15 protein-coding genes are annotated in these 21,378 nt (G+C 65.9%); 5 read left to right on the forward strand and 10 right to left on the reverse strand.

The window, feature by feature from the left end:
• Nucleotides 1-797 precede the first annotated feature (797 nt).
• The 3 genes from HMPREF1316_RS08210 to HMPREF1316_RS08220 form a co-directional block, all read right to left on the reverse strand.
• Nucleotides 798-1,124 carry a type II toxin-antitoxin system RelE/ParE family toxin gene (locus tag HMPREF1316_RS08210; protein ID WP_040651922.1) on the reverse strand — a complete coding sequence of 109 codons (327 nt, stop codon included), beginning with the start codon at nucleotides 1,122-1,124 and terminating at the stop codon, nucleotides 798-800.
• Entirely contained in the window at nucleotides 1,114-1,380 is a 267-nt protein-coding gene (locus HMPREF1316_RS08215) for a type II toxin-antitoxin system Phd/YefM family antitoxin (protein WP_021726537.1), read from the reverse strand. Before HMPREF1316_RS08215 ends, HMPREF1316_RS08210 begins: the two co-directional genes overlap by 11 nt.
• A 456-nt stretch (nucleotides 1,381-1,836) precedes the next feature.
• Nucleotides 1,837-4,233, reverse strand: coding sequence for a DEAD/DEAH box helicase (locus HMPREF1316_RS08220; protein ID WP_040651924.1), 2,397 nt, complete (start codon nucleotides 4,231-4,233; stop codon nucleotides 1,837-1,839).
• 389 nt (nucleotides 4,234-4,622) lie between these two features.
• On the opposite strand from HMPREF1316_RS08220, the gene HMPREF1316_RS08225 reads away from it, so the two are divergent.
• The 3 genes from HMPREF1316_RS08225 to HMPREF1316_RS08235 are packed head-to-tail and all read left to right on the forward strand — an operon-like array spanning nucleotide 4,623 to nucleotide 7,922.
• The gene (locus HMPREF1316_RS08225) at nucleotides 4,623-6,167 is read left to right on the forward strand and encodes an ABC transporter permease/substrate-binding protein (RefSeq protein WP_021726544.1); all 1,545 of its coding nucleotides are present in this window, start codon (nucleotides 4,623-4,625) and stop codon (nucleotides 6,165-6,167) included.
• Nucleotides 6,164-6,946 carry an ATP-binding cassette domain-containing protein gene (locus HMPREF1316_RS08230; protein ID WP_021726532.1) on the forward strand — a complete coding sequence of 261 codons (783 nt, stop codon included), beginning with the start codon at nucleotides 6,164-6,166 and terminating at the stop codon, nucleotides 6,944-6,946. The genes HMPREF1316_RS08225 and HMPREF1316_RS08230 overlap by 4 nt, the downstream gene beginning before the upstream one ends.
• Nucleotide 6,947: 1 nt before the next feature.
• On the forward strand, nucleotides 6,948-7,922 hold the full coding sequence (locus HMPREF1316_RS08235; RefSeq protein WP_021726530.1) for a zinc-binding dehydrogenase: 975 nt from the start codon (nucleotides 6,948-6,950) through the stop codon (nucleotides 7,920-7,922).
• 170 nt (nucleotides 7,923-8,092) lie between these two features.
• Here the strand turns inward: HMPREF1316_RS08235 and HMPREF1316_RS08240 are convergent, their stop codons facing one another.
• On the reverse strand, nucleotides 8,093-8,755 hold the full coding sequence (locus tag HMPREF1316_RS08240; protein WP_021726541.1) for a transaldolase family protein: 663 nt from the start codon (nucleotides 8,753-8,755) through the stop codon (nucleotides 8,093-8,095).
• 152 nt (nucleotides 8,756-8,907) lie between these two features.
• On the opposite strand from HMPREF1316_RS08240, the gene HMPREF1316_RS08245 reads away from it, so the two are divergent.
• A complete protein-coding gene (locus HMPREF1316_RS08245; protein ID WP_021726529.1) occupies nucleotides 8,908-9,852 on the forward strand; it encodes a glycyl-radical enzyme activating protein in 945 nt (314 codons plus the stop codon).
• 8 nt (nucleotides 9,853-9,860) lie between these two features.
• Here the strand turns inward: HMPREF1316_RS08245 and HMPREF1316_RS08250 are convergent, their stop codons facing one another.
• A complete protein-coding gene (locus tag HMPREF1316_RS08250; RefSeq protein ID WP_021726550.1) occupies nucleotides 9,861-10,619 on the reverse strand; it encodes a DeoR/GlpR family DNA-binding transcription regulator in 759 nt (252 codons plus the stop codon).
• A 187-nt stretch (nucleotides 10,620-10,806) separates the two neighbouring features.
• On the opposite strand from HMPREF1316_RS08250, the gene HMPREF1316_RS08255 reads away from it, so the two are divergent.
• Nucleotides 10,807-13,221, forward strand: a complete 2,415-nt coding sequence (locus HMPREF1316_RS08255; RefSeq protein WP_021726531.1) for a glycyl radical protein — start codon at nucleotides 10,807-10,809, stop codon at nucleotides 13,219-13,221.
• Between the two features lie 226 nt (nucleotides 13,222-13,447).
• Here HMPREF1316_RS08255 and HMPREF1316_RS08260 read toward each other — a convergent pair whose 3' ends face one another.
• From HMPREF1316_RS08260 to HMPREF1316_RS08280, 5 genes are all read right to left on the reverse strand, one after another.
• Nucleotides 13,448-13,972: a nitroreductase gene (locus HMPREF1316_RS08260; RefSeq protein ID WP_021726545.1), complete on the reverse strand. Its 525-nt coding sequence runs from the start codon at nucleotides 13,970-13,972 to the stop codon at nucleotides 13,448-13,450.
• Nucleotides 13,973-14,054: 82 nt separating this feature from the next.
• Nucleotides 14,055-15,377, reverse strand: coding sequence for a glutamate-cysteine ligase family protein (locus HMPREF1316_RS08265; protein ID WP_198009632.1), 1,323 nt, complete (start codon nucleotides 15,375-15,377; stop codon nucleotides 14,055-14,057).
• A gap of 336 nt (nucleotides 15,378-15,713) precedes the next feature.
• Nucleotides 15,714-17,063: an ATP-binding protein gene (locus HMPREF1316_RS08270; RefSeq protein ID WP_040651932.1), complete on the reverse strand. Its 1,350-nt coding sequence runs from the start codon at nucleotides 17,061-17,063 to the stop codon at nucleotides 15,714-15,716.
• 2 nt (nucleotides 17,064-17,065) lie between these two features.
• A complete protein-coding gene (locus HMPREF1316_RS08275; RefSeq protein WP_021726546.1) occupies nucleotides 17,066-18,895 on the reverse strand; it encodes a TerB N-terminal domain-containing protein in 1,830 nt (609 codons plus the stop codon).
• 24 nt (nucleotides 18,896-18,919) lie between these two features.
• Nucleotides 18,920-21,301, reverse strand: coding sequence for an HAD-IC family P-type ATPase (locus HMPREF1316_RS08280; protein ID WP_232204489.1), 2,382 nt, complete (start codon nucleotides 21,299-21,301; stop codon nucleotides 18,920-18,922).
• Nucleotides 21,302-21,378 lie beyond the last annotated feature (77 nt).

Genomic DNA, 21,378 nt, shown 5'->3' on the forward strand with positions numbered 1-21,378 from the left:
CTCTCCGCCAGCTGGCGCATCAGCTCCTGCATGTCGGTCGTGCCGTCCTCGAAGCGCGGCATGCGCAGGGCCGCCAGGGCCTGCTCTGATATGATTTCCATCGCGGTCGTCGTCCCTTCCTCGAATCCGACTTGTGGTCATCTCGGATTCCAGGACGGCGACCGCCCTCTCTACCTATGCGGCGTTTCCCCGCTTACACCAACTTTCTCGACACGATCCATGATTATGTAGAGGTGCTCTTTATGTGGGTGCTTTCCGCTGCGTGTGGGTGTCTTTCCCCACCTCTGTGGGTGCCATATGCTGCGTGTGGGTGCTTTTCTCCCGGATGTGTCTTTGACGACCTGCTGTTTCATGGTTCGTGTTCGGGAGAATGACACCCACACGAATCGATTGACACCCACAGGAGATGTGGTCAGTCAGATAAAAGTCGACACTCGGGACTGCGGTGGGAAATGCCTCCGTCGCCTGCTGAAGACGCATCTCATCCTCATCCATGAGATACGCACCATGGAGCGCACACTGCATACGACGCCCACTAAGTGTTCCTGGTCGTGAGATCCAGACAACCGGACTTCAACCAGGACTCCAACTAGCTCTCGAGATGGCTCGAGACGCCTGGCAACAAGACGGACACCACATATCCGAGCCGAATCTGCCCCATGTGGTCGCACCGACCATGACAGCAATTTCAGCCATAGCTCGAACGATCGCGTCTATAGACAGTTAGCTCACATCAAGCCAATCAAGTAACCGACACATACAAGCAAGGTACGAACCGCCTGTAGCTCACGCCTCGCTCAGAATCTCCAGCCCAGGTGCCTCAGGGTGTCCTGCCTGCCATGCAGAAATGCGATGACGTCGACGATCCGCTCCGTATCATCGATGGTGAACCACATCGCGTAACCCTTCACGTGACATCGACGCACCTCCACACCAACCGCATCGCTCATATCAAGGACCGGCGCATAGAGACAGGGGTTGCTTGAGAGAACATCCAGCTTTTCCTCGAATTCATCTGCCAGGACAGTCGCTGCCGACGGCTCCCGGAGCATGACGGCAATGTACGCCACGGCGCGTTCGAGTTCCTCCGCCGCAGGGGCGGCGACTCGAACCCTATATGCCATATTTACCTCTAATGGAGCTGAGAGCCTCGTATGCGTCTTGGCACTCGCCGCGCTGGATGGCCTCGATGCCCTCCTGGATTGCGGTAGCAGTGCGGTTGGCGTTGGCCCTGCGCGCCAGCTCGTCGTAGGCGCTTGAGCTCATGATGACCATATCCGCATAGCCGTTCTTCGTCACATGTATGGGCTCGTCGGACGCATGGCACATCTCGGAGATGCGCGCTCCGTCCTTCAGCTCCTTGATGGGAACAATCTGCACCTTGTCCTCCTGCCTTAGAATGGGATTATTTGCTCCTAATAATACCATTACTTGTTCAAAGTAAGGTGGGGATGACATATGATGGAGAGATGAGGGGCCTCATTCGAAGGGCACTGGAGTCATGTGGGCGGCATGGCACATGCCATTTTCACGCACGACGCGACTCTGGGCGTCCCTCTCCCAGAGCGATCATGCGCGAGAGGGGCACCCACAAGGCTCATGCGGGCGGCGCCCCATACAATACGCGCCACCGGCACAGGAAAGGGGGAATGCCGGTGGCGCCTGGGACCTGTCTGCAGTGCGAGGAGAGGGTTCGCCTGCATCAGGTAGGGTAAAACACGCACACAAGTAAGTAACCCTTGTCTTACTTGCAGGGCCTATAATAACCTATGGCTTACTTTTTGCAAGCCCCTTGGGCCGAGAGGCCCGATTTGTGTGCATCCTGTGAACGCGCTGTCACCCGAGCACGCGGGCACGGGCGCCCGCGACGTCCAGCACGCCCTCGGCAAAGCCCTTGCGCACCAGTTCGGGGGGCAGGAACTCGTCGTACTTGTCAAAGATGGGCAGCTCCTTGGGATAGAGCAGGCTCAGGGGGTCGATCTCTGCGGCAAGGGCCTCGCTCAGGGCATCCAGGAACTCCTCGGCCGAGACGGCCATGCGGAACTGGATGTAGTAGGGTCGGCTCACGTCCACGCCCTTGATGCCCAGGCTCGTCGGCATGCGCAGCTTGATGACGCGCTCGAGCGCCAGGAAGGCGTACGTGCCCAGCCAGGGGAAGAGCGCCCAGGTGTCCCCTCCCAGGTTGACCAGGGACATCTGCGACTGCCCGCCGCCGGACCTCCTGGCCCCCTCGGTGATGCCCGCAGCAGCCGCCTCGTGGCGCGCGGCGGCCAGTCGTGCCCGTGCGTTGTCACGCAGGTAGGGATAGTCTCGCTGCTCGGCCAGCACCTGGCGCATGCGCTCCAGGATGCGCGTGTTGATGTCGCCGGGGCACTCGCCAAAGTAGGCGGGCACCCTCCCCTTGACCTCCGTCACGTAGACGAGGCGCTTGCGGTGGTCCACCTCCTCCACGATCCACACGCTCCCCGCGATGGCGAGCTTCTCCCCCGGTGGAGGCGGCTGCACCACGGTGCCCAGCTCCTGACTGTCCGCCCGCACGGTGTACTCCTCGCTCTCCACGAACACGCCGTAGAAGCGGAAGTCGTTGGTCACACGCTCCCCGACCAGCCCCACGATGAGTCCACCCGTCTCCGTCCGCTCGATCTGCTCGGTATCGATGAGGTGGCGCAGGAGCGTGCGGTAGTCGTCCTGCGAGACGTTCGCGAACGGCGAGAGCGAGAGCACGCGCGCCGCCAGGGCGGCCGGCGTGAGCTCCCCCGACGAGGCGAGGGTGGCCATGGTCTGGTGGTAGAGCAGACTGTAGTGCCTCCTGTCTTCGCGCGGCGGTTCCACCCAGCGTTCCTCGAGATAGAGCTGGACCAGCGCGATGCCCTGCAGGAGCTTCCAGAGGATGGTCTCGGGCAGGAGCGCACGGGGCTCGGGCGGGTCCTCGCGCATGACGAACCATATCTCGGGCGGCTGGCCGCGCCTGCCCGTGCGGCCCATGCGCTGCAGGAACGCCGAGACCGTGAAGGGGGCGTCCATCTGGAAGGCGCGCTCGAGCCGACCTATGTCGATGCCCAGCTCCAACGTGGCCGTGGTGCAGGTGGTGAGCTCGCTCTCGGGGTCGCGCATGAGCTCCTCCGCCGTCTCGCGCAGACTTGAGGAGAGGTTGCCGTGATGGATGAGGAAGCGGTTGGGCTCGCCCCTCCTCTCGCAGTATGCGCGCAGCGTGGACGTGACCTCCTCGCACTCCTCGCGCGAGTTGGAGAACACCAGGCACGTGTGGCCCCGCGTGTGCTCGAACACGTAGGCGAGGCCCGGGTCGGCCTCCTCGGGCGCCGTGTCCGAGGCGTCTGCCTCCAGGGCGGCATCGTCCGGTGTGGCGGTGGCGAGTGCAGCCGTGCCCTCCCCCGCCCGTTCGGGAAGTCCGGAGGGTTCCTCCTCCACATGTTCCACGAGGGCGTCCACATGCAGCGAACCCCCCGTGGTTCCTCCCGCACGCGCAAGCTCCTCGCCTGTGGCCCGCTTGGCAGCCTGCGGGCCATGGCTGTAGAAGTGCTCCATGGAGATGCGCCAGGTCTGACCCTGCTCCCGCACGCGCGGGACGACGGTGTCGCGCCCCGAGCCGGCCCCCAGGATGCGTGCCGTCGCCTCGGGGTCGCCGATGGTGGCCGAGAGGCCGATGCGCCGCGGGCGCACCTGCGCCAGACGTGAGAGCCGCTCGATGAGGCAGAGCGTCTGCGCGCCGCGATCGCCTCGCAGGAGCGAGTGGACCTCGTCTATGACCACGAAGCGGAGGTCTCCGAACAGCTTGGGGATGGCGGCGTGACGATGCAGCAGCATGGCCTCGAGTGACTCGGGCGTGATCTGCAGGATGCCCGAGGGGTGCTTCATCAGGCGCGCCTTGTGCGAGGCGGAGACGTCCCCATGCCAGTGCCACACGGGGATGCCGCCCTCCTCGCAGAGATCCGTGAGGCGGTAGAACTGGTCGTTGATGAGCGCCTTGAGGGGACCCACATAGACGCAGCCCACCGTTGCGGGCGGATCCTCCCACAGCTGCGTGAGGATGGGAAAGAAGGCCGCCTCCGTCTTGCCCGAGGCCGTGGACGAGGTGAGCAGCACGTTGTCCTCGGTATTGAGGATGGCATCGGCCGCCGCGACCTGGATGGCGCGCAGGGACTCCCAGTCGTGCTCGTAGATGAAGTCCTGCACGAAGGGGGCCAGCCGCTCGAACACGCCCGTATCTGCCATGCTCGCCTCCCCTGTCACACCCAAGATAGGAACACCTGTTCCTAGTATAGCGATGCCGCTGCCCCATGTGGGTGCCATCCGCTGCCGTGTGGGTGCCCTTTGCTGCGTGTGGGTGTCTTTCTCCCTCAACAGCCTCCGCTGACCTGCACCTCTGCCGGCGGCGCCATGGCGATTGACACCCACACGGACAGAAGCGCACCCACACGGACAGAAAGGCACCAACAGCGTTCGGGTGGCAGCCTGTTCGTCCGACGCCCCTTTCGGCTTGCGCCCATAGATGTGGAGATGTGCACACAGGTATTGGCCCGTACATCACGCGTCCGCATAGCTCGGACGGCTTCGGGGCACCATAGGTCATATTGCCTCGTCACCTACTGGAAGGGGACCCTATGCCCCAGGAGACGCTGAGTCCACTCACCGAGCGTGCAGGCTGGTTTGGCGGGCTGGTCCTCGAGCATCTGGCCCTATCCGCCATCGCCATCGTGATAGCCATCGTGGTCGGTGGCCTCTTTGGCCTGCTCATCAGCGAGAGGGCCCGTGCCGCCAAACCGACGCTCGCCGTCATCAACTTCCTCTACACCATCCCCTCCATCTCGATGCTGGGCTTTCTCATCCCCCTCTCGGGGGTGGGCAACACCACGGCGGTCATCGCACTGGTCATCTATGCCCTCCTGCCCATGGTGCGCAACACGTACACGGGCCTGACGAACGTGGACCCCGCCGTCATCGAGGCGGCGCAGGGCATGGGCTCCACCGACGGGCAGATCCTGCGCAGGATTAAGCTGCCGCTGGCCATGCCCGTCATCATGAGCGGCATCCGCTCCATGGCGACCATGACCGTCGCCCTTGCCGGCATCGCCTCGTTCATCGGGGCGGGTGGCCTGGGCGTGGCCATCTATCGTGGCATCACCACCAACAACGCCGCCATGACCATAGACGGCTCGCTGCTCTGCGCCATCCTGGCGCTCCTCGTGGACGGCGTCCTCGGCTTCGTGGAGCATCGCATGCAGAAGAGCAGCGCCAAGGACAAGCGCACCAACCGGCGGCTGGTCCTGGGCACGGTGGCGACGGCGGCCGTTGCCGCCGTCGTTCTCATCGCGCATGCGCTCATGCCGACGCCCGCGACCATCCACATCGCCACCAAGCCCATGACCGAGCAGTACATCATGGGCAACATGCTCAAGGACCTCATCGAGCAGGACACCGACCTCAAGGTGGACCTCACGACCGGCGTGGGCGGCGGCACGGCCAACATCGAGCCCGCCATGGAATCCGGTGCCTACGACCTCTATCCGGAGTACACGGGCACGGGCTGGAACGAGGTCCTCAACCGTACCGATACCTATGACGAGGGCAGGTTCGACGAGCTCAACGATGCGTATGGGAGCCAGCTCGGCCTCACGTGGGTGGGCATGTACGGCTTCAACGACACGTATGGCATCGCGGTGCGCAAGGAAGTTGCCGACCAGTACGACCTCCATACCTACAGCGACCTCGCCCGCGTGGCCGACACGCTCACGTTTGGCGCGGAGTACGACTTCTATGAGCGAGCGGATGGCTACCAGGCACTCTGCGACACCTACGGCCTGCACTTCGGCAACACGATGGACTTGGACATCGGCCTCAAGTACCAGGCACTTGCCGAGGGGCAGGTGGACGTCATGACCGTCTTCACCACCGACGGGCAGCTGAGCACGGCAGACGCGGTGGTCCTCACGGATGATGGGGGCTTCTTCCCCTCGTACCGCTGCGGCAACGTGGTGCGCCAGCAGGTACTTGACGAGCACCCGGAGCTGCGCAGCGTGCTCGAGAAGCTCAACGACACCATCACCGATGCGGACATGGCCCAGATGAACTATGAGGTGGAGAGCGAGGGGCGCTCGCCCGAGGACGTGGCGCACGAATACCTCCAGCAGAAGGGACTGCTGTCATGAGCGACAACGAGAGCACACCCCGCACGGACGCCGACACCCCCGCCATCGAATTCCGCCACGTGAGCAAGGAGTACGATGACGCGGCAACCGGCGCCACAAAGCTCGTGCTCGACGACGTGTCCCTCTCCATTGCGCGCGGCGAGTTCGTGTGCGTGATCGGCTCCTCGGGCGGCGGCAAGACCACGCTGCTCAAGATGGTGAACGGCCTCATCAAGCCCACGTCGGGCGACGTGCTGGTGGAGGGCAGGAACGTGCGCGACGTCGATCTCGTGCAGCTGCGCCGCAACATCGGCTATGCCATCCAGGGCAGCGTCCTCTTTCCGCACATGACGGTGGAGCAGAACATCGCCTATGTGCCCAACCTCTGGAACGGCAGCGACCATGCCCGCACACACGCGGCCGTGCATAAGTGGATGGGCATCGTGGGTCTCGAGAACGACCTGCTGGGGCGCTATCCCGCGGAGCTGTCGGGTGGCCAGCAGCAGCGCGTGGGCATCGCGCGGGCGCTGGCGGCCTCGCCGGACATCCTGCTCATGGACGAGCCCTTCGGTGCCGTGGACGAGATCACCCGCGAGCAGCTCCAGCACGAGCTGCGTCGCATCTTTGACGAGACGGGCATCACCATCATGTTCGTGACGCATGACATCCGCGAGGCGCTGCACCTGGCAACGCGCGTGTCCGTCGTGGACGGCGGACGCATCCAGCAGTACGCAGCGCCCGACGAGCTGGTGGAGGCACCCGCCACGGACTTCGTCCGACGGCTCGTGGCGGGGAGGTAGCATGGGGGTTCCCGAGACGATGCGTGCCGTCGTGGTGAGCGAGGCCGGTGGCCCCGAGGTGCTGCGCCCCGCCGAGGTGGCCGTCCCAGCCGTGAGGCCGGGCTGGTCGCTCGTGCGCGTGCTGGCGTTTGGCCTCAACCACTCCGAGGTGTTCACGCGCCAGGGGCTCTCCCCCTCCGTGCGCTTCCCCCGCATCCTGGGCATCGAGTGCGTGGGCGAGATGGCCGTCACGACCGACCCGCACCGGCTGCCCGAGGGACAGCGGGTCGTCTCCATCATGGGGGAGATGGGTCGTGCCTTCGATGACAGCTACGCCGAGTACGTGCTGCTGCCCAACGAGCAGATCCACCCCGTGAGGACCTCCCTCCCCTGGGACGTGCTGGCAGCCGTTCCCGAGACGTACCATACGGCGTTCGGCTCCCTGAAGAACCTGCGCCTTGAGGCTGGCCAGACGTTGCTCGTGCGCGGGGCGACCAGTGGCGTGGGGCTGGCGTTCGCGCGGCTCGCCCGGGTCGCCGAGCCGCACCTGCACCTGGTGGGCACCACCCGCACCGACGCCCGTGCCCAGCTGCTGCTCGACAACGGTTTCGATGCCTGCGTGCTGGACACGGACGGCAGGTTGCAGACGAACGAACGCTTCGACCGTGCGCTCGAGCTCGTGGGCCCGGCCACCCTCAAGGACACCTGTCGCCATATGAGGGCGGGTGGCATCGTGTGCAGCACGGGGCAGTTGGGTGGCCAATGGTACATGGATGGCTTCGACCCCATCATGGACCTACCGGAGGACGGCTACCTCACGAGCTTCTATTCGGGCCACGTGAGCGGGGCGGCGCTCGACGGGCTGCTCTCCTTCGTGGAGACGCACGACATCGACGCCACGCCGGAGCGCGTCTTCACGCTGGCCCAGCTGCCCGAGGCGCATCGCTGGCTCGAGGGGTCGCATGGCTTCGGCAAGGCCGTCGTCGTCAACGGATAGGTACGGCTGCTTTGAGTCATTCGCAAATTTTTGCCGGTCAGTGGAGCCTTGCGGCAGTTATTTCAGAGACAACAACCCGTATACCTGCTCGTATCCGAAAACGGAGTCGTATGCATTTGCATACGACTCCGACAGACGCAGACGAAGCCAGCGACGCCCACCGAGGTCGCCTACGCAAACGTGTCGCGCCCGAAGGCTGCGCTCCATGCCGCGTTGAACTCGTCCACGGCGACCTTGGTGCCCGGGTGGTCGAGCATGGCATACAGCACGTCAGGTGGCACCGTGACGGCGCCCACGCCCGCACGGATCAGCTCGTGCACCTGGCTGCCGTTCTTGAACGATGCGGCACAGACCTTGGCGGGCAGCTGATTGAGTTCGAGCATCTCCTGCAGCTCGCGCACCGCCTGGATGCCATCGCCGTAGTCGCACATGCGGTTCACGTAGGGCGCCAGGTAGTCCGCACCGTTCATGGCCGCAAAGAACGCCTGGTCAGCGGAATAGATGGCCGTTGCCAGCACGCCGAGTCCCTCACGCTTGAGCTGCTTGATGGCACGCAGGCCGTCATGCGTCACGGGAACCTTCGCGTACACGTTCGTGCGCAGCGCGCAGATCTGACGCCCCTCGGCAAGGATGCCCTCGTAGTTGGTGGAGACGGTCTGCACGAAGAGCTTCTGCTCGGGGGCGAGGACCTCGTCCATCTCAGCACACACCTGCTCGGGGGTCTTGCCCGACCGCGTGATGATGGTGGGGTTGGTGGTCACACCCGAAATCGTGAGCATCTCCGAGAGCTCATGCACGGCCTGCGCATCCGCGGTGTCAAGAATCAGTTCCATGGGAGGTCCCTTCCTCTGTGATCGTTCCGTCTATGCGCACTATACCGCTTTGCCATTACTTTGTACGAAAATATTTTTTATTTCATTCGTAAGTTCTGTACCCCAGAGAGCGAAGCGAGTCGTATCATGGCAACGGAAACGAGGAGGCGTCCATGGCACACGACGGCACCGACATCACGGCAACCGTGCTCGACATCCAGAAGTTCAGCGTCAACGACGGACCGGGCATTCGCACCACCGTGTTCCTCAAGGGCTGTCCCCTCCTGTGCCCCTGGTGCTCGAACCCCGAGAGCCAGGCGCGCGAGCCCCAGATGGAGTGGAACGCAACGGCCTGCACGGGCTGCGGGCACTGCCTGGGGCTCCTCGCGCCCCATGGTGCCCGGGCCTCGGTGCGGGACGGCAAGCGCCACGTGGACGTGGCAAGCGTGGACGCGACGAGTGCCCTCGCGGCCCAAGCCGTGCGCGAGTGTCCCGCCGGCGCCCTTTCCGTCTCGGGCGAGAGGCGCTCGCTCGAGGACGTCCTCGCAGTCTGTCTGCAGGACGTCCCCTTCTACGCGGAGTCGGGTGGCGGCGTCACCTTCTCCGGTGGAGAGGCGCTCCTGTGGCCCGGCTTCGTCTGCGCCCTGGCCGACCGCCTCCATGAGCGCGGCATCTCCACCTGCATCGAGACCACCTCGTATGCCAGCTGGGACACCTTCCGGCGCGTCACCAAGCGCATGGACCTCCTGCTGTGCGACCTCAAGCACTGGGACGACGCACGCCACCAGGAGGTGGTCGGCGCACCGCTCGCGCCCATCGTGCGCAACATCGCCCGGGCCATTGGGCGTGGTGCGGACGTCCTTGTGCGCATCCCCGTCATCCCCGGCTTCAACTTCGATCCTACAGACCCCACCACGAGCGCCGAAGGCTTCTCGGGGCGCCTGCACGAGGTGGGGGCCACGCGCGTGCAGCTGCTCCCCTACCACAACCTCGGTGTGGGCAAGTACGCCCTCCTGGAGCGCGACTACGCGCTATCCGATGCGCCAGCCCTGCATCCGGAGGACCTTGCGGGCCTCATCGCAGCCTTTGCGGACCACGGCATCGAGGCGTTCACATAGGCTCTCGCCTACGCACCCTCACCCGCACACAGCAGCCCGATGCCCCGTGCCGCCAGCTGCGCGCGCACGCTGTCATCGATGCCCATGTCCGTGATCACATGCACGGGACGGCCGGACAGATCAAGCGAGACCACGCCCCGCTGCGAGAACTTCTCCGACTCCGTCACCACGTAGACGTTCGCGGCGCGCTCGGCCATGTCGTGCACGGCCTGGGCGCGCAGGGCATCGGCGTTGGTGAAGCCGGAGCTCGCACTGTAGCCGTCCGTCCCCACGAAGAGCTTGTCCACCGAGAGCGACGCGACGGAGGCGCGCACGAGGGGTCCCACCGTCACCTGGGCGTCCATCTGGTAGTTGCCCGCCAGCAGGATCACGCTGGCATGGGGGAGGTCGCGCACGTAGGCGGCGATGAAGGCGCTGTTGGTGATCACCGTCACGTCGCAGCGGCACTCGAGGAGCGCCCGCGCCGTGAGGGCACAGCAGCTGCCGCTCTCGACCATGACCGTCTCGCCATCGCTCACCAGCTCGGCCGCACGGCGTGCGATGGAGACCTTCTGCGCGTAGTGGTAGGCAAGGCGTCCGGCCACGTCGTTCGTGCTGCCCAGTTCCGCGAAGCCATGCTCGCGCCGCACGAGGCGGCGCCCGGCCAGGCCATCGAGGTCCTTGCGCATCGTCACCTGCGAGACGCCCAGCTCCTCGGCAAGCGTGGCGACGTCCATCCGCCCCCGCTCGCTCAGGGCGGAAAGAATCTGCGTATCCCTACGACCCATGCGATCTCCTCACACACAGACCCTCTGTCTGCACAGGGGAAATCATAGCGACTCTCGTTCGCAACCATGCAGATATCGTGACAATCGCTGTGGGGCGTCCCTTTCCCTTGACGTGCGGGCTTCCCACTTCTATAGTGCAATTATTACGTTCGTAAGTTTTATAACTTACTTTTGAAAGGGATGTCCCATGGAGAACGTCGCGCACTTTGGGAGCCTCACCCCGCGCATGAGCGCGTTCCGCGAGGAGGTCCTGAACGAGAGGCCCTACATCGACGCCGAGCGTGCCCTGCTCTGCACCCAGGCCTACCAGGGGAACAGCGCACAGCCTCCCGTGCTCAAGCGGGCACGCATGCTCGAGCGGATCCTCGCCGACATGACCATCTACATCGAGGACCAGACGCTCATCGCCGGAAACCAGGCCACCAAGAACCGCAACGCGCCGATCTTCCCCGAGTACACCATGGGATTCGTCATCGACGAGCTCGACGCCTTCGAGCTGCGTGACGGCGACGTGTTCCACGTCACGGACGAGACAAAGGAGCAGCTGCGCTCCATAGCCCCGTTCTGGCGGGGCAACACCCTGCGCGAGAGGGGCGAGGCGCTCCTGCCCGACGAGGTGTCCGTCTTCATGGAGACGGGCGTGTTCGGCATGGAGGGCAAGCTCAACGCTGGTGACGCCCACCTGGCCATCAACCACGAGCGGCTCCTGCGCGAGGGTCTCAGGGGCTATGCCGAGCGCGCCCGCGCGGCCCAGGCCGCCCTCGACCTCACCGATCCCAACGCCATCGACAAGAACGTGTTCTACCGCGCCGTGCTCATCGTGTGCGAGGCCGTCCGCGCGTTCGCCCGGCGCTACGCCACGCTCGCCCGCAAGCAGGCCGCAGCGTGCGACGATCCCGCCCGCGCGAGGGAGCTCGAGCTCATGGCCCAGGTGTGCGAGCGCTCCCCCTGGGAGCCGGCCGCCTCCTTCCGCGAGGCCATCCAGACCGTGTGGTTCATGCAGGTGATCCTGCAGATCGAGTCCAACGGCCACTCGCTCTCCTTCGGCCGCTTCGACCAGTACCTCTACCCCTACTACCGGGCCGACCTCGACAGCGGCAAGCTCACGCGCGAGGAGGCGCTGGAGCTCCTCACCAACCTCTGGATCAAGACCCTCACCGTGAACAAGGTGCGCAGCCAGGCCCACACCAACGGCTCGGCCGGCATGCCCATGTACCAGAACGTGACCATCGGCGGCCAGACCACGGATGGTCGCGACGCCGTGAACGACCTCTCCTTCCTCGTGCTGCAGTCCGTGGCCCAGACCCGCCTCACCCAGCCCAACCTCACCGTGCGCTACCACAGGAACCTCGATAGGCACTTCTACGACGAGTGCATCGAGGTCATGCGTCTGGGCTTTGGCATGCCCGCCCTCAACGACGACGAGGTCATCATCCCCTCGTTCGTCGCGTGGGGCGTGGCACCCGAGGATGCCTACGACTACTCCACCATCGGCTGCGTGGAGTGCGCCGTGCCGGGCAAGTGGGGCTACCGCTGCACCGGCATGAGCTACCTCAACTTCCCGCGCATCCTGCTCGTGGCGATGAACGGTGGCGTGGACCTCACGACCGGTCGGCGCTTCGCCGGCGACTTCGGCCACTTCGTGGACATGAGCAGCTACGACGAGCTGTTCTCTGCCTGGGACGGGACGATTCGTGAGATGGCCCGCTCCTCCGTGATCGTGGAGAACGCCATCGACAAGGCCTCCGAGCGCGAGGTGCCCGACGTGCTCTGCTCCGCCCTCGTGGATGACTGCATCGCCCGCGGCAAGACGATCAAGGAGGGAGGCGCGCACTACGACTTCATCAGCGGCCTGCAGGTGGGCATCGCCAACATGGCCGACAGCCTGGCCGCCATCAAGAGGCTCGTGTTCGACGAGGGGAGACTCACGCCTCGGCAGCTGTGGGACGCCATCCTGGACGACTTCTCCTCCCCCGAGGGCCAACGCGTGCAGCGGATGCTCGTGGACGACGCCCCCAAGTACGGCAACGACGACGACTTCGTGGACCAACTGGTCGTCGATGCCTACGAGCCCTACCTCGACGAGATCGAGAGGTATCCCAACACGCGCCATGGCCGCGGGCCCATCGGCGGCATCCGCTACGGCGGCACGAGCTCCATCTCGGCCAACGTGGGCCAGGGCATGGGCACCATGGCCACGCCGGACGGTCGCCGCGCGCACGAGCCCTTGGCCGAGGGCTGTAGCCCCGCGCACGGCTGCGACCGCCAGGGACCCACGGCCGTCTTCAAGTCGGTCGCCAAGCTGCCCACCGAGAAGATCACTGGCGGCGTGCTGCTCAACCAGAAGATGACCCCGCAGATGCTTTCCACGAGCGAGAACCGGCAGAAGCTCGAGCTGCTCATCTCCACGTTCTTCAACCGCCTGCACGGCTACCACGTGCAGTACAACATCGTTGACAGAGCGACGCTCATCGATGCGCAGCGGCATCCCGAGGCGCACAAGAACCTCATCGTGCGCGTGGCCGGCTACTCCGCCTTCTTCAACACGCTCTCGCGGGCGACGCAGAACGACATCATCGGCCGCACGGAGCAGACGCTGTAGCAGTTGTCCCCGTCCCCCACCTCGCCTCGTTTGAGTCGTATGCAATTTGCCAGGACATCAGGTTGAGTCGTTCGCAAATTCATGGGGTACTGCAGGTATTGCGACAGAGTCAACGACTTATGTACCTGCATCTTCACAAATTCGGGGTCGTGTGCGTTTGCATACGACCCCGAATGTCCCCTACGAAAGATGCGTACGACTCCTCAGGGACGGCACCCACAAGGCCCTACTCTGCCCAGAGGATGCGACCGTCGTTGCGTGGCTTGGCAGGCGTCGGCCTGTCCGTGTAGCCCAGGGCGAGATGCCCGATGCCCTCGTATGCGCCGCTCACGCCCAGGTCGGCAAGTACCTGCCTGAACTCGGGCTGCTCGAACTCCTCCCGGGCGCGGTGAATCCAGCAGCTGCCCAGGCCCAGCGACTCCGCCGCCAGCATCATGGTCCCCAGCACGAGTGAGCCGTCGTACACATGGGTGGGCACGTCCTTGGAGGCAAGCACCACGAGCACGACGGGCGCGCCATAGAAGGGATCCGTGCCCTCCGTGCCGCCCATGATCCTGCGGTTGGCATCGGACAGGCGGTCACGCAGTGCCCGGTCGGTGACGGCGACGATGATGGGCGACTGCCGCCCCATACCGCTGGCCGCCCACGTGCCGGCCTCCATGACCTGCTCGATGAGCTCCTTGGGCACGGCGTCGGGCTTGTAGCTGCGCGTGCTGCGACGCTCCTCGATCGCCTTGATGACCTCGTTCATGTGACGCCTCCCTCATCGCACATATCCCCGCAGGAGGGATATACCCGAGGAGCGATCCAGCAGACAGCATGATACGGGAAGGCTACAGATCGTGCACACGCAACCATCGCTGCGCGAGCGTCTCGCGACTGGACACCAGCTCATCGAGGGGGTCGAGGTACCGCTCCTCGTCTGTGTCCAGCTCCTGATGGGCGAGCCTGAGCAGCAGGTCGGCCCACGCGCCCACAGGACGGCCGTACACGCGCGCACCATAACCACCCTCCTCATCCAGGATGAGCGCATCCTTGGCCGCCGTCACGTCCCACGCGCTCACGAAGCCGCCCTCGGAACCCGCCTGCGACAGCTCGCCCTCGAGCACCGACAGGGATGCCTCGCCGTAGAAGAGCCCCTTGACGAGCGCCGCATAGGCAAAGGCATACGGTGCGGGCACGGCGTCTGCCTGTCGGATCTCGAGGTACGTCTTCACGCGCACGTCCGGCCACTCCATGGACAGGGCGTGCTCGACCTCGGCGCGCGTCATCTCGCGGTCGCGGTACACCGCGGCAAAGGTCTGCGCACCCACGTAACGCCAGCCCCCCGGGGACGACTCGTCCGGCACCAGGATGGCAGGCACGCCAAGCACCCAGTCGGCGTAGCGTTCGAACGAGAAGCCCTGGCCCAGCGAGCCGGGAACCACCCCACAGCGGGCGGGATCCACGTCCTGCCAGATGCGCGTGCGCACCAGGTTGTAGCGACGTGGCCTGCCCTCATGGATGGGCGCGTTGTCCAGCATGAGCGCCATGACGGGGCCGATGGCATTGGCAATGCGCAGCTTGCGCGCGGCATCGCGCTCGTCGGAGAAGTCGATGGAGATCTGCAGGGACGCGCTGCCGCGCATCATCTGCGGGCCATAGCTGCCGATGGCCCGCAGATAGCGATCCATGCAGGCGTAGCGGAACTTGGGGCTGAGCGGCAGCTCGGCAGTGGGGGCCGTGGGATTGTAGCCCAGCTCTGGAAGGGAGAGCCCCAGCTCGTCCACGATGGGATCGACCCATGAGCGCCAGCGTCGGTACTCACCTGCGAGCTCAGTGACGCTACCATGGGGGCCGGCACTTACCTCGGTCTGCAGGGAGGGCTCGGTGGTGACCGTCTCGCCGGGGCACGCAAGTCCCACGAGCCTGTCACCCTCGAGAAGGGGGGCGTCATAGTGCGGTCGCAACCGACGCAGCAGCTCGGCCACCCCATGCGGCCCTTCGTACTCCGCCGGTGCGGAACTGCCGTCGGGCAGCGCACGCAGAACCACGTGCTCCAGCTCGAAGCCGAGCATGCCATGTGCCCCGTCCTTGGGCCCTTTCGAGCCACTGCGCAGGTAGTCGGCAATCAGCTTACGATTGCGCTGATAATAGTCATCGTCCACCAAAGACACGCAGAGCACCTCCCCCTCGCCGACTGCCCCTATCCTAGGGGACGCCCCACGACCAGACCGCACGACGGCTATGCTTTTACCCAATACCTTGCAGCCTCCACACGCGAACGCCCAGGCATGGGGAGGTGAGTCGTATGCAACCTCCCGGCCGGTCCCTCGGGGTCGTTCGCATTTCCCTGTCCGCTCGCACCAGATGTCACAAACACAGCAATCGGTGTACCTGCCCCGATACAGTACGGCACCCGCATGCAATTGCATACGACTCCCACAGGGACGGGCGAGAAGTGCGAACGACTCGACGAGCAACCCGACGAACGGCTCGAGGAAGGCACCGGGTCACTCGATCGTGAACTCGGCAAAGGCGGTATCGTCACCGCCATCGGCCCCGGCATCGGCTGCCGCATGCCGGAAGTCATCGGACCCCAAAAGCCCCTCCACCGTCGCGTGCGGATCCTGCACCATGATGTCCAGCATCTCGATGAAGTCGCGGATCACCTCGCGCGGGGTCACGTGGGTGTCCGCCCCGACGCGCGCGAGCTCTATCTCCAGGAAGCGTGCCAGGTCGTCCTCCGTGAGGCGCCGCCCATAGCCAAAGAGCCCCGCATGGATGTCCGCGAGCTTCTCCACGAGCACGAGCAGCTCCTCTGGGGTGAGCGGCGTGAGGCGTATGACCGGCGCCAGCAGGTCCACGTGCCCCTCGCGCCCAAGACGCCCCTGCGTGAGGCGGCTGCGCAGCGCCTCGTAGGAGTACAGGCCGCGCCGGCGGTCCTCCACGCACTGGGGCGTGCCACTCATGATGATGCCCAGGTACGATGCCTTGCCCTGCAGGGTGTCGTTGTACATGGTCAGGATCTTCTCGTAGTTGTACTGACGGCTGATGGCGTTGGGGATCTTGTAGAGGTTCACGAGCTCGTCCACGAGCACCACGAGCCCCTCGTAGCCGGCCCCGCGCAGGAAGCGCGCGAACAGCTTGATGTAGTCATACCAGTCGTCATCCGAGATGATCACGTTCACGCCCAGCTCAAAGCGGGCCTCCGCCTTGGTGCGGTACTCGCCGCGGAACCACTTGACCACGCTGGCCTTGACGTCATCATCCCCCGCGAGGTGCGCGCGAAAGTACGCCGAGAGGATCCTGGCGAAGTCGAACCCATGCACCAGCTCCTGCAGGTCGCTGATGACGGCAAAGATGCGCCGCTCCACCTCGTCAGCGAAGGCGGAATCGTCCGGCGCCACACCCAAGGCCACCACCTGGCTCTGCACACCTGAGATCCAGCGATCGAGGATGAGCGTGAGTGCCCCGCCCTCGGGCCGCGTCTTGGTGGAGAGGTTGCCGATGAGCTCGCGGTACGTCGCCAGCCCCTGTCCCTTCGAACCCGAAAGACGCCGCTCGGGCGAGAGGTCCGCATCCGCCACCACAAAGCCCTTGCCCATGGCATGGGTGCGAATGGTCTGCAAAAGGAAGCTCTTGCCGCTGCCATAACGGCCCACCACGAAGCGGAAGGAGGCACCGCCATCGGACACGATGTCGAGGTCGCGCAGGAGGGCGGCGATCTCCGCCTCACGTCCCACGGTGATGTAGGGCAGCCCGATGCGCGGCACCACGCCACCCTTGAGCGAGTTGATGATGACCGTCGCGATGCGCTTGGGCACGCGCGGACGCCGCACCTGCGCCGTCTCGTCCTGCATGGTCACGAAAGGGCCTCCCTCACGTCCTCGGCATAGTCCTCCACCAGGTACGGCTCGTCCCCATCGAACGCGATGACGGTATCGCCCACCAGGTCGAAGAGCAGCTCGTTTATGGTATCCACCGCAAGCGACAGCAGGGAGCCGCCCTCCGCTGCGGCGGCCCTCGCTGCGGCGACATCCCCTGCAAGCAGTGCCTGAAGGATGGCGCGTTGCGCGGAGGTGAGCGACGAGGCGCCCGACGGTGCGCCCACGGGATCAGGCGTGGGTCGTGCGGAGGATGCAACCGCTGCCGCTGGCATCCCCTTTGCAGCCTGCCGCACCGGCTCCCACTCGCGTTCCTCGTCCACCAGCAGCGCCTCGCGCGTACGACTCGCCGCCATGCGGATGTTCCCCAGCTGGGAGCGGTCGATGTGCACCTCTGCGGCACGCGCCGCAGCCCTCTGCCCCAGCCAGGCGGAGACCTCCTCCCCCACGAGCGCCGTGAGGTACTTGGGTGCGTGGCGTTCCTTGAGCGGGGGCACGTCCCCCACCCGCTCGCGCAGGATGCGGTCGACCGTATGCAGGACGAGGCCGAGCTCGCTGCTGGCCGAGCGCACCTCGCACGGCTCGGTCAGCCACCACGCGCCCGCACGGCACGACACGACCTCCCCACTGGGCAGCGCGATGGTCACATCCTCGTGAGGCGGCTCCCCTGCGCACACGGCCGTGGAGTACATCATGTGATGATAGGTGCATGCCGCGCCAAAGAGCCCGTCCAGGAAGCTCGCCTTGCGGCGGCGCTCGCAGTGCTCCACCAGGCGCGCGAACACCTGCGGCAGGATGCCCCCGACATCGTCCGCATGCGTCCGCATCACCTTGGACGCGAGGATGTGGTAGGTGGACGCCCCGTTCAGCGCCCGCACGAGGACATCGCGTCCCGGCAGGCCCGGGACATCCGCATCCCAGCGCAGGTGCCGCCGTGTCCCGGATGCATGCCCTCCATCCCCGGCAGCGTGCGCCAGCAGCGCATCCTGGGCCGTCCGCAACTCCCTGACGGCCCGCACCACGGCATCCCCCCTACCCTGCACATAGGGCGCGAGTGCCGGTTGCGAGAGGTCGAGATCGTGGACGAGCGCATAGTCGCGTATCCACAGGGGCAGGTAGCGATCGAGGGCACGGCCTCGCCCATCGGCACCATAACCCTCATGGAGGCCGATCAGCTCGCGCAGCCCACCCTGTCCGGGTTCGACGCCCACGTCGGCAAGCACCTCATAGGCATGCACGAACACGAAGGCGGGCGGACAGCCGAGCACCTCGCCCCTGCGAAAGTGCGTACGCCAGGTGAAGTAGCCCCGCAGCACACGGTCGGGCATGTCCTCGTACGTGGGGTAGTAGCTGGAGAAGTTGCCCAAAAACGGCAGGTCGTCCGTGTAGTCTGCCATAAGGTGCGCCTGCTCCACAAAGAGCTTGCCACCAGCCGGGCCATGGCCTTCCGTCCGCCGCTGCCGTGCCAGGGCACGCATGGCCTCGATCGGGGCGGTGCGCTCCACCTCAGGCTCATGTGGCGACAGCGGCAGCGGCCGGGGGCGACCCTGCGTCGGGGAATGTGCGCGAGCCGAGGGCCGAGCTGGATGGGGCGATCGCACCCGCTGGGCGTCCTTCCCCCAGCGTCGGTCGTTCAGCAGGTCGCGCCCCGTGCGCAGGAGAGGCTCATCGGCATACAGCCCGCCCTGCCGTACGCGCTCGCGCTCGTGCGGCGCAAGATCCGCAAGGATCTGCTGGAGTATGTCATCGGCCCGTGTCACACGCCCCTCCGTACCACATGCGTACACCTGTTCGTAAGTATACGCCATGTCGCGCACCTTCGTCCGACGACGCTACCGCAGTTCCGTCCCCTCATCCTCGCCATCAAGGCGCCTGAGCGAGAGGTCGTACAGCCTCAGGAACAGCGTGCAGGTCGCCAGACCAACAAGCAGCGCGAACAAGCCCGTATGAGGTTCGAGCAGCGCCACGCGGAAGACGGGGGCGAACACGGTGCAGCCCAGCGTGACGATGGCTGCCACCACCACCAGGAGAGTCGTACGCACGGGCGTGAGCGGCTGCGAGATGCGCCAGATGAGACACGTTCCCACGGCGGCCGTCAACACCAGACAGAGGGTGGACATCTCCGCGGACGAGAGCCCCCATGCGCCCCGCAGCACGAGCGCTGCGCCCAGCGCCACCAGGATGGACACGGACGCCGGAAGCGACCGCGCCAGCACATGCCGGAGGAACTCCCCCCGCACGAGGTCGTGGTTGGGCTCAAGCGCCAGGACGAACGACGGGACACCGATGATGGCAAGGGACAGCAGCGACATCTGGATGGGCAGGAAGGGGTACGGCGGCCAGAGGATGCACATGAGGGCCAGCACGGCCGTGTAGGCCGTCTTCACCAAGAAGAGCGAGGCGGAGCGCTGCAGATTGTTGATGGAGCGCCTTCCCTCCGCCACCACCTCGGGCAGATGGGAGAAGTCGTCATCCGCCAGGACGATCTCGGATACGTTGCGCGCCGCGGCCGAACCCGAGGCGACCGAGATGGAGCAGTCCGCCTCGCGGAGGGCAAGGATGTCGTTGACGCCGTCGCCCGTCATGGCAACCACATGGCCATCAGCCTGAAGCGCCTGCACGAGCAGGCGCTTCTGCTCCGGCGTGACGCGACCGAACACGTGGCAGCGCCGCGCCGCCTGCCGCAGCTGCCGCTCCGTGGAGAGCGTCTGGACATCGATGGTGTCCTCCGCATGGGGAATGCCGGCGCGCTGGGCGATGGCCGCCGCGGTTTGCGGGTCGTCGCCGGAGATGACCCGCAGGTCGACGCCCTGCACGCGAAAGTAGCGTATGGTTGCCGGCGCCGTGGGGCGCAGCTGGTCGCGCAGGGTCACCATGCCCAGAAGCTCCGCCACGCCAGTGGGCATGCCGTCTGCCGTGAAGCCCGCGTGCCGACAGACCACCAGGACGCGCTCGCAGGGGTCAGGCGACACGACGGCAAGCAGCTCGTCCGCCTGGGCGCGCTGGCCGCCGGCGAGCAGGAACCCCGCCGCACCCAGGGACAGTGCCTCCCCCGTTGGCGTCACACAGCCGGAGAACTTGCGACGCGAGCTGAACGGCACCGCGCGCAGCGGTGCTGCGCCCTCGGGGACGTCCCGTTCGGCGGCATAGGCGAGAAGGGCCTTGCCCGTCGCATTGGCATCCTCGGCCGTCGCGCGCGCGACGGCCGCCAGCGCGCGCATCACCTCCCCCTCGTCGTGTCCGGGCGCCGCCACGACGCGCGCGACCTCCATGTCGCCCGTCGTGATGGTGCCGGTCTTGTCCAGGCACAGCGTGTCCACGCGCGCGAGTGTCTCCACGCAATAGGACTGCTGCACGAGCACGCTGCGAAGGGCCAGGCGGGTGGTGGCGATGGCCAGGACGCTGGAGACCAGCAGCACGAGGCCCTGTGGGATCATGCCGACGACGGCGGCGACGGTCGAGAGGATGGCGTCATCGAGCGCAAAGCGCCCCGAGAGCCACATGCGCAGAAAGAGGCCGATGCCCAAGGGAAAGAGCGCAAATGTCCCCAGGCGAATGATGTGGTGGATGGCGTCGAGCATCTGCGAGCGTACCCGCTTGTCACGCTTGGCCTCGGCGCTGATGCGGGCGGCATAGCCCTCCCGACCGATGCGCACGATGCGCGCGACGACGCTGCCCGACTCGAGAAAGCTGCCGCTGAGCAGCTCGTCCCCCGCAACCTTGGGCAGGGGCTTCGACTCGCCCGTCAGGAGCGACTCGTCCACGTGCGCCTCTCCCGAGAGCACGCGCGCGTCCGCCGGGACCTGGTCCCCATGGGCGAGCAGGATGACGTCGTCGAGCACCAGGTCGGACGGCGGAAGCTCGATGGTGCGGCCATCGCGCCGACAGCGCACGCGCTGCCGCGTGAGGATGGTCAGCCGATCCACCATGCGCTTGGCACGCACCTCCTGAAGGGTCCCGATGGCCAGGTTGCAGAGGACGACAAGCATGAAGAGCATGTTGCGCCACTGGCCGGTAGAGACAACGAGCAGGGCAAGGAACAGGTTGACGGCATTGAACAGCGTGCAGACATGCTCTTTGAGAATGCGGCCGACCGACTTGGTCTTGACGTCCGCGTCGCCGTTGACCTGGCCAGCCTGCTGGCGTGCGCGCACCTCGGGGGCGGTGAGGCCATGCGCGGGATGGTATGTGGCGTCGATGCTCATAGGGGACATTGTACCGAGAAACCCCAAGCGGTCCATGAGCGGCTACGGCGGCGTGGCCCTGGAGAGCCGGAGGGCCGGGCATCCGT

This window comes from Olsenella profusa F0195 (genome assembly GCF_000468755.1).
GTDB lineage: Bacteria > Actinomycetota > Coriobacteriia > Coriobacteriales > Atopobiaceae > Olsenella_F > Olsenella_F profusa.